The 9,023-nt window shown below is 60.4% G+C and carries 4 protein-coding genes and 2 pseudogenes; 1 reads left to right on the top strand and 5 read right to left on the bottom strand.

The features are described from left to right. A pseudogene (locus tag KNW02_RS21020) lies at positions 1-118 on the top strand (IS200/IS605 family transposase); the annotation flags it as partial. A gap of 551 nt (positions 119-669) precedes the next feature. Here KNW02_RS21020 and KNW02_RS19430 read toward each other — a convergent pair. From KNW02_RS19430 to KNW02_RS19450, 5 genes and pseudogenes are all read right to left on the bottom strand, one after another. Next, positions 670-3,600, bottom strand: a complete 2,931-nt coding sequence (locus KNW02_RS19430) for a hypothetical protein (RefSeq protein WP_216034850.1) — start codon at positions 3,598-3,600, stop codon at positions 670-672. Positions 3,601-3,615: 15 nt separating this feature from the next. After that, entirely contained in the window at positions 3,616-7,356 is a 3,741-nt protein-coding gene (locus tag KNW02_RS19435; RefSeq protein WP_216034851.1) for a hypothetical protein, read from the bottom strand. A 29-nt stretch (positions 7,357-7,385) separates the two neighbouring features. Then, positions 7,386-8,222 carry a hypothetical protein gene (locus KNW02_RS19440; RefSeq protein WP_216034852.1) on the bottom strand — a complete coding sequence of 279 codons (837 nt, stop codon included), beginning with the start codon at positions 8,220-8,222 and terminating at the stop codon, positions 7,386-7,388. Positions 8,223-8,321: 99 nt separating this feature from the next. After that, positions 8,322-8,558: pseudogene (locus tag KNW02_RS19445) on the bottom strand (D-Ala-D-Ala carboxypeptidase family metallohydrolase); the annotation flags it as partial. 72 nt (positions 8,559-8,630) lie between these two features. Next, positions 8,631-8,921: a DUF6127 family protein gene (locus KNW02_RS19450; RefSeq protein WP_216034853.1), complete on the bottom strand. Its 291-nt coding sequence runs from the start codon at positions 8,919-8,921 to the stop codon at positions 8,631-8,633. Between the last annotated feature and the right edge of the window lie 102 nt (positions 8,922-9,023).

Here is a 9,023-nt window from a genome sequence, read left to right on the forward strand (position 1 = left end):
CAGGCGGTTCTGGGCCCGCGGATATTTCTCGACAACCTCGGGCAATGTCACCGACGACATCATACTTCAGTATCTGGAACTGCATGGAAAACGGGATGCTACCGGCGTCAGCCGGTAGTGGTTCACTGGGCGGGGTGTCGCGGGGCGGGGTTTTGCTCTCTCTCTTTCGCGAAGGGCGGGGGTATCTGAAAGTCAGACCGGCCCGACTGTAGACCGGCGGCGAGCGTCACATTCTGACGCGTGCAAAACCAAGGCAGAAAAGTTGGAGGCAACAACTTGCCGCTATCTTCCGGCAAATTCCCCGGCATTCCAAATCGTGCTGGGGGAATTTCTGGGGGGACAAATCGTATCGCTAAAGGAAATATTCAGCAAAAACAAGGCATTATAATGATGTTATGGCGGAGGGAATGGGCCTGATATCCAACCTTCTCCGGCACGTAAGCTATTGTTTTTGTTTAATTCAGAGCGTTGCGCGAGTGGCGACCACTAACCACACTGTCCGCGGTCTCCTCGTGCAGGTAGAACACGTTCTTTGCGACCCCGACGCCGATGATGGTAACCTCTTGCATGGATGCCCCCTCCTTCAGCTTGAGCTTTGACACCGCCTGAAACATCGCGATGCCGTAATGCTTAAATTATTGAGTTGTGAGGCATATGCGTTGTGGCGCGCTATTCTAAAGCCTCTGCTCCGCGCTTGAGCGCGTTCACGATCTCATCTTCACTGATGGTCCTCAGCTTCAGCACGGCGTTGGGCGGGAAGAGGTCTTTAAACAGGGGCAATACCTCCTTGCGCAATGTGACGAGATCCATCGCCGCATCGGTCACGATGGGGATCTCAAGACGGAACCGGATCGTCTCGGACTGCCAGTTTGCCGGCAGTTTCAGGTTTTCGAGTTCGCTCGGCAGGGGCGTGGTGCCCTCTTCGATTCCGCGACGCAGGCGGGCCCATTTGTCGGACTTCATTTTACCCAGAGCCTCGCGCATCTTCGCCGAGACCTTCGTGACCAGTTCCGATTCCAACGGGTCGACCACAGCCTTCGACTGCATCACATCAATGATTCCGCCGTTGTCGCGCGGCACCCGGATCGAATCGACCGCCTTGATGTTGGATCCTAGGTCGGGCCAATCGTCAATAACCTTGATTGCGTCTTCGGCATCGTAGCCCCAGGCGCTGGACGTCTGACCCGAGCGCGGTTTGAGCTTGCGGATCTGGGCCTTCAGGGCCTTTTCCTTCAGTTCCAGACGCTCGGCCACACGTTTTAGCGCGTAGTGCTCCTCTCTCCGGGCGAGATAGGGGCCTTTGGGATCCTTGCGGTTCTTCGCGTGTTTGCGGAACTTCTCGTAGAAATCCGTCGCAGCTTGCGTGGCCTTGTTCTTCTGCTTGCCGACCTCCTCGGCGGCCTCGATCAACTCGTCGAGATTGGCCAGCCGGTCCCGGGCGCGCGTCACGCCCGCCTGCCAGAGCCGCCGCAGCCTGGCCTCGGTCGCAGAATCGAGCGCGCGCAGGATCACGTTGAGGTCCGTGCTGTCCGGGATCGCCGACAGCACTTTGCGATGCGCAAGTTCCAGCAGGAAGTGATCGAATTCCGAAAGCCTCAGGCGTGCCAGCCCATAGGCGATATCACTCAGATGGCGGGCACCCGCCGCGTCGGCCAGCGCGTTCGATGTCTTCTTGGCGGCGGCGACGGCGTCGTCGATTTCGATCCGGACCACACGCGCCGCCTCGGCCGCTTCGAGCACCTTGTCGCTGGCGACCTCGGCCTTGACCAGAAGGTCTCGCAGATCGCCGGCGCTGCGCGCCAAAGCCGCGCTCTTGCCGGCGGATAGCAACTTGGCCAGCCCGGCCACGTCGGCCCCTGCCCCGGCGACGGCCAGCAGAATCCAGAAATCCGAGGGCGGGTCCTGATCGGAGAACCCGGCCAGTTTGCGGCTTTGGATCTCGACCTGATCGCCGATCATCATATAAACATCAGCAAGCCCGATCGCCGCGCCAATGACGACAAGCGCGCCGACACCGCTGAGGCTGAGCGCCAATGCGACAATGGCAAGTAGAAGTCCCTTAAGGACGCCCTTCTTCCGCTCGCGCGCGAGCCTCGCCTGCACGATCTCGGTCAGCATGGCGTTATGAGTGCGCGGCCCTTTCGGATCGGCGTAGATGCCGAATTGCGCCAGCGCCTGGCTGACGATCTTTTCACCCTTCCAGACATACCCGCTGTCGTCGCGCAACTCCTTCAGCATCCGCCGGATCGCCTTGCGGGTGCGCGACACCATGAGCCGGAAATGCGCGATGCTGAACTTGCCGTCCAGGTATTCGTGGGACTTGGCGTAGATCGTCCAGAAATTCGCGTATTTCAGGATCGGAAATTCTCGGCTCATGTGCTTGAGACGGGTGCCGCTTCGCTTCAGGGCCTCCTGGATAGACTCGAACGAGTTAAGCGACGCCTCGTTGAAGATTTCCCGCAAAAGCGTGCCGTGATGCTTGCGGATCTCGGCCACCAGCCTGCCGACATTCGTTTTCGCGACGTGATACTCGAAGATCCTCAGATAATTCGTCAGCAGCTTGCGGGCGAAATCGGCGGTGCGTTTTTCGAAACCGTCCACGAAACGGGAAATGAGCTTGCCTAGTGTCGCGTGGTTGAACCCCTTTTCCGCCAGCATCCGATGATAGGCCGCCTCGAGCCGCAGCCGCTGCGCGGAGGGTTTGGGGGCCACGGCGCGACCCGTGCCGGATATGATGACCATCTCGCCACCGCCCTCGTAGGGCGCGTCATGATAGTCCTTCCGCAGGAAATAGAGCTCGTGGCATCCCACCAGCGACGCCGTTTCCAGCGCCGCGTCGTAACCGATCAACTGCGATTTGCGGGCGCGGGATTCCGTCGCGGCCTTGAGCTTTTCAAGCTGTGCGTTGAACCTGCGGATCCGCGCGAAATCGAGCTTGGCGATCTGTCCGCGGCGGGCCTGATAGACCGGCGGCAGGGTCTCCAGCAATTCGACATGGGCCGCGTCGTCCAGATCGCCAAGCAACGCGACCGCCCGCGTCACCTCGGCCAGCGCGGCGCCTTGCTGGTCGAGCGGCAGCGATTTCCAGAATGTGGCATCCTCGAGATAAAAACCGATATTGCGATACAGGATCGTCTGGGTATCGGCCGGCCCTGCCTCGAGGGTTTCGAGCAGACCGCTCTGCGCGGAGAACGTCTCGGGGGCGTCATAATCCTCGCCATCCCGGACGATCCGCGCGGGCTTGATGCGCGGGATGATCCCGACCTTGTCGATCACGTATTTCGGAAGGGAATAGGCAATCCTTTCCGGCAGCTCCTTGCCCGGCGGCGTGAGTTTGGGCACCAGCGCGTCATAGCCGCCATGACGGACATAAGACGTCTGTCTGACCTTGGGGCCGAACAGCTGGTCCCAAACCTCGAGATGAAAATCGCGAACCTTGGCCGGCGTCTGGTGCCTGGCCTTCATACCGTCGCTGGTCGGGACCCAGAAATAATAGTCGACCCGGCCGGTCAGGGGATTGTCGGTGCCCCGAGCGTCGGTGCCCTGACCGCCCGTCGGCGTGCCGGTGGCTTTCGCTTCGGTCAGGGCGTCGTCGGGCATCGGAACGCGCCGCGCCTAGTCATCGCCGACAAGGACTCTGGCGCCGCCCTGCACAAGGATATTCCGGTCGATGTCGGGATCGTCATAGTCCTCGGACAAGAGCCGGGCGGCGAAGCGCAGGTTCTGAAGCTCCATCTGGCGCACCTCGGCGCGGACCTTCATCACATCCATCTGGCGATGCTTGAGCTTGAAGTCCTCCAGCAGCGACTTGTCGGAGGGCAGCATCTCGATGAACAGCGAATCCGTCGGTACGATCACCTCTTCGCCATTGCGGGACGGTTCGGCGAGCAACTGCCGCAGCCATTCGCGCAGGACCGGCTTCAGGCGTTCGAATTCTTCGGGGTCTTCTTTGTTCAGGCAGCAGACATAGCGCGAATACTCCTCAAGGCTGATCGTGCCAAGCTGATCGGGGTCCATTGCTCCGAACGCCTCGTCGACATAAGGCGCGGCCATTAGTTCGGTCAGCGCATTGTGCTCTTTCAGGGGAAAGATGATGTAGTTGCCCTTGAACCCCAAGACGGTATCCAGATCGGCCACTTCGACCAGCGGCTTGTACTCGACCGCCGGCTTGCCATTCTCATCCTTGTCGACCTGCGCAAACAGCCAGGCTGCGTGCTTGGTCTTACCGTCGCTGCGGAACTGGGCAAAAAGATCGTCGCTGGGATCGGCCGCGACAACACAGGAGCGTGTGACCGAAAACGACGGCACCTTGACCTTGTGAAGACGCATGAAGCGCTGGTCCGGCGGCTCCATGCTCCAGATCGCCTGCATGTAGTAGAAGATGTTTTCCTTGATATGCGTGAGCAGGCGTTTGACCGCGGTCAGTCGGTTGAGGTGATCCTCCATCGCGGCATTGTATTCGCGGACCAGGCGGTGCAGTTCCTTGCTCTCTCGCTCGACCGTCATTGCAAGTTGCTTGGCCTGTTCCACCGCGTATGCGTGATCGTCTGCGGCCGCCTGTTCCAGCGCCTTGGCCATCTCGGGGTCGGGGATTTCGGGCTCTTCGCCGCTGCCGCCAAAGACATAGCGGAAAAGCCGGCGCTTGAAGAAGCGCTTGTCGTGTTCCTCCTCGATTCGCTCGCCCACCGAGTCGCGATAGGTCGAGTACTTGTTCTCTACATCGCGCTGCAGCTTGGCGAACTCGCGCTCATGCGTGCGCACCAGCCGGCGCTGCTCGCGCAGGCTGCGGCGCAATTCGCGAAGCGCGAATTCGCTGCCGACATTGCGTTTGGCAAGATCTTCCAGCGCCTCGCGGAAGCTGTCGTCAAGCAGCACCCGGTTGATGCTCCAGTCATGCGCAACGACCCAGCCTTCGGTGATTTCGTGCGGGCTGGGAACATCCATCGCCACCATCACAACGGGCATGGTCCGGTGCAGCCTTTCGGACACGAGGTAACGCCGCTGCAACTGATAGAACAGATAGGTCACCGACAATTCGTCGTTGGGATTGGTGATCGTGCCGGACTGGCTTTCGGACGTGTCAAAGACATCCTCGGTATCGACGGTCAGCGACCATTCGTCCTTGAATTCCTGTGCCGCCTTCAGCACCGACTCGCGGAAAGACTTCTTGACCTCGGAACTGTCCTTGCTGGCGTCCTTGCCGATCCCCAGCTTGCTCCAGGAACTGGCGTAGCTGAGCTTGGCCGAGAAGTCGAAATCGGTTTTCTTCTGCGCCTTGCTGACGATCTCTGCCTCGGCCCGGGAGGTCAGGCTTGTCTCGCTGTCGACGATTGAGTTGTATTTCTCGGCCTGACTTTCGGCAGTCTTGCGTTTGCGGTTAAACTTGACCGAATACTTGCGCTCTTCCTTCGGCGCCATCGGGATCGTCTTAGCGAGTTGTCCGGCCTGGTAGGACGTCGGCTCCCATTTTTGGCGGTATGTGTTGAACAATCCGAAGTTGACGCTGTGATAGGACTTGTCGGCGGCGAACACGGTAAATTCGTAGCTCGAGGCCAGCCGGTCCTGCAATTCGCGCAGGATGGTGTTGGTCGCGTTCGGCTGGTTCGCCCGCAAGTTTTCAAGCAGCAGTTCTCCCTGTTCGTAAAGGGATTCGATCCGGTCGGCATTGTCGGGATAACTGATCTTCGTACCAAACAGCCCGGAAGTCACGATCGGCTTGTTCTGGCGAAGCTCGATGAGCTTCTCGGCGATCCGGAACAGTTCGATACGCTGGTTGTTGGTCATCGCCTCGTATTCCAGCACGTGGATGTCGAAGCATTTCAGTATCGCCGTCGGAATCGGATCCTGTTCGCTGATCGCACCTTGTATCGCCTGCGTCAGATGTCCCTTGGTGATGCTGAGATCAGCCATTGCGGCGTGAAAGATGCTGCGCCGGCCGTTGTTCTTCAGGCCGAAATGCGCCTTCTGACCGAGGTTGACGAGCGTTTCGTCGACAAGTTGCTGCCAGACATGGCCAAAGGCGATCTGCAACATGTCAAAATCATAAAACGCGGTCGCGTCGGCCGGCCCCTTTTCCAGCGAGAAGCCTGCCACACTGGTCTGGACGCTGGCGGCGTCGGGGCGGTCCGACAGGTCGCCTGCGCCGAACAGCGTCTGGCCTTTGCTGATGATTATCTTGTCGATCAGTTCGGGAAGGTCGTCGCGATCGACCGACGACACGTCGTTAGCCCCCGTGTCATCGTCTCTATCGGGTTCGTCCGCATCGGGCGGGGAGTCGCTGGTCAGATCTACTGCGCAAGTCTGCTCACGCGTGCGTTCAAGGCAGTATTTGCTGATCGGATTGTCCGCGAACAGGATTGAGCCAACACCCTTATCATTTTCCTGCTTGAAGACAAACTCCTGGATCCGGTCCTGCTCGATCCGGAAATAGTCGACCCCTTCGTGCTCGAACCTTGTAGATTCGAGACCGGCCATGTCGTTCTTGGTGAGGTAAAGGTAGATCTTTATTCCCTGGCCCGGCAGCGGATCGTCGGCGGAGATTTCTGAATTGATCTGGTTGGCGCCGACGCCGAACTGCTCGGCCTGAACGTCGCCGATCGCTTCGCCGTCCTGCACGAAGCGGATAGGCGAACCCGCATCGGCGAACTCCGAGACGTCGCGAATAGCGGCGACGACAAGAGCCTTCTTGACCTGTTCCTTTTCGTCCGCGTCTTCTTCTTCGATTTCCGCGTTCAAGTCGCTTATCTTTTTCGCGAACGCGCGGTCGCTAAGGATCGCGTTCCGCACGATCTGAACCTTCTCGTCGATCCCGTCGTCGTCGCTGCCAACCGTGGGTATCGGAATGCCGTGCTTTTCCAGGACGCCGGAGCGAATCTCGATCAAGTAGGTTTCCACACGACCCGCATTGATCCGTGCCCAGTTCGAGCGAAAGATCACGTTGTCGAACTCACGCTGGCCCTCGCTTTCGGCCGCTGCGACAATCAGAAACAGGTCGGGCCTGATGTCGGTGTGTTCGTGGAACGGCCCCACGTCGTCGCCGCGGTCCCTGTGGCGGCGCACCCGGAAAGCCGAATCATCGTAAGTGATGGTGAACTTGCCATCATCGTCGGTCAGCACCGAACCCAAACGGTCGCCGGGCACTCCATTGGGCAATTCGCCATGCCCACGGGACCTGAATGTGGCGGGGTCGTTCAGAGCGCTTGCGGGATCCGGGTTGACCCGGATCGTTTCGTGGTCCGGGTCAACGCTGTCGGGGTCCAGATCGAAGGCCACTACAAGGAGGTTTCCGAGCGGCCGGCCGCTTTCCTTATGCCGCACGATACCGCTGATTTCGTTGAGACCGTCTTCTTCTTCCATCCCGGAACTCCTCTGCCGTCAAACGGCGGTCAGCGTGGCTTTCTTGCTTCGGCTGGCTTCGAGCCCAACGCATCGATCGCGGTCTTCCAGCTGTAGGCTGTGCCGATCAGCGGGTCAGCCTTCTCCGGGTCGCCCGGCTCCAGATCCTGGGTCAACGCATTCGCGATGGTCTTTGCGCCGTGGAACGCGATCCGCTGCAGCACCAGAAAACGGCTCTGGGTCATTTTCGGCTTGTCCCCGTCCAGCGCAAGCGAGATTTCCTCCATCAGCCGGGAGCCGGTCTCGTCGAAGCTGTTCCCGAGAGGCCAGTCGGCAATGGTGGGGGCCGGTCGCCCGAAGACGCTGGCCACCATGTCGTCCTTCAGGATGCCAACGCTTGTCTGGAAGAGCTTATCAAGCTGCCGCGCGCCGTTGTTCACGACAGCATTCTCCTGCATCGACTCAAGGTAGGATCGGAACGGAATGAGGTCGTCGAGAAAGGCCCGACGCAGGTTGTCTTCGCCGGTTGTCACCTGGCGGTTGCTGAAGTCCCACGCCCGGTCACGAAGCGACGCGGCGCTTTTCCGGAACTGGCTGTCCATGTCGTCCTCTTTCGTCGCGCATGGACCGACGAGGGGAACGCAGATCATGCTACGCTGATCCCTGTCCGGAAACCCCGGAGCATTGCCGTAAGCGTACCAGAGCTCCTCGATCGCCAAGGCGGTCTGTTCGGGCACGCGCTTGTACTGGCGCGGCCGTCTAGTAAAGTCGAGCGCCACCGCCCGGGCGCTTTCCGAGATGCAGTCAAGAGTCCACCTAGCGTAGATAGCCCCAATCGCGGGCTGTCTTGCCGTGCCTTGAATTTCGTCGTGATGGGAGAGAGCCATGCCTTGTTCTCCTTCGACCAACATCCTTTGTTTTGGGGGCTGATTGGAATTGTAGCACATTGCAGGTCCTCACGCCGCGATTTTGTCCAGCAAGAAGCCCATGTGCTTCGAGCGCCTCCCGCCGACAGCGCGGTTGTGCTCAGATCTGCGGTAAGCCGAGCGGACGATCAGCGGCTTGCCCAGCCGGTCGCGCAGCGCCTGCAGCTTGTCGAGCGCGGGCTCGTTGATCAGCAGCTTGCCGGTGCCCCGGCAGGCGATCTCGGCCGGGCTGAAATTCGGCCAGCGCCAGGTGCTCTCCGGCACGTCGCGCCAGTGGCGGTGGAAGGTCGTGGTCATGGTGATCCTCCGAAACAAAAAACCGCCTCGAGGGCGGGTCATTGCGGGCTGATGAATGGGGACGGGGTGCGGCTACGGGCCGCCGCCGAAGATCTTCAGCTTGATGGCGATGCCCGCCAGCAGCGCCAGCATGACGCCGGTGGTGATCATGCGGACGGCGGTCTGCATGGCGGTGCGGCGCACCAGCCGGATGCAGTCCACCAGGGAGCGCAGATCGCGGATGTCGAGCGCGGCCTCGTCGCCGTCGAGACCGAGATCAGCGAGCGCCCGCTTCATTCCTTGCTCGGCGGCCCGGGCCAGAATCGCTTCCAGTTCGGCGTCTGACCGATCAGAACTGTGCAACGGCATCGGCGCCTCCCGCATCCTGCGCCCATCACGCCTCGGCCAGTATCTCGAGACAGGCGCCGTCCTCGCTGGGCCTGGGGTCTTCCTTCAGATCGAAGATCCGCGCGTCGATGACGGCGC

This window comes from Paracoccus marinaquae, assembly GCF_018860165.1.
GTDB classification, from domain to species: domain Bacteria; phylum Pseudomonadota; class Alphaproteobacteria; order Rhodobacterales; family Rhodobacteraceae; genus Paracoccus; species Paracoccus marinaquae.

Coding starts and splice junctions, on each gene's coding strand:
- KNW02_RS19430 (WP_216034850.1), bottom strand. CDS start 3,600: ATGCCCGACGACGCCCTGACCGAAGCGAAAGCCACCGGCACGCCGACG.
- KNW02_RS19440 (WP_216034852.1), bottom strand. CDS start 8,222: ATGGCTCTCTCCCATCACGACGAAATTCAAGGCACGGCAAGACAGCCC.
- KNW02_RS19450 (WP_216034853.1), bottom strand. CDS start 8,921: ATGCGGGAGGCGCCGATGCCGTTGCACAGTTCTGATCGGTCAGACGCC.
- KNW02_RS19435 (WP_216034851.1), bottom strand. CDS start 7,356: ATGGAAGAAGAAGACGGTCTCAACGAAATCAGCGGTATCGTGCGGCAT.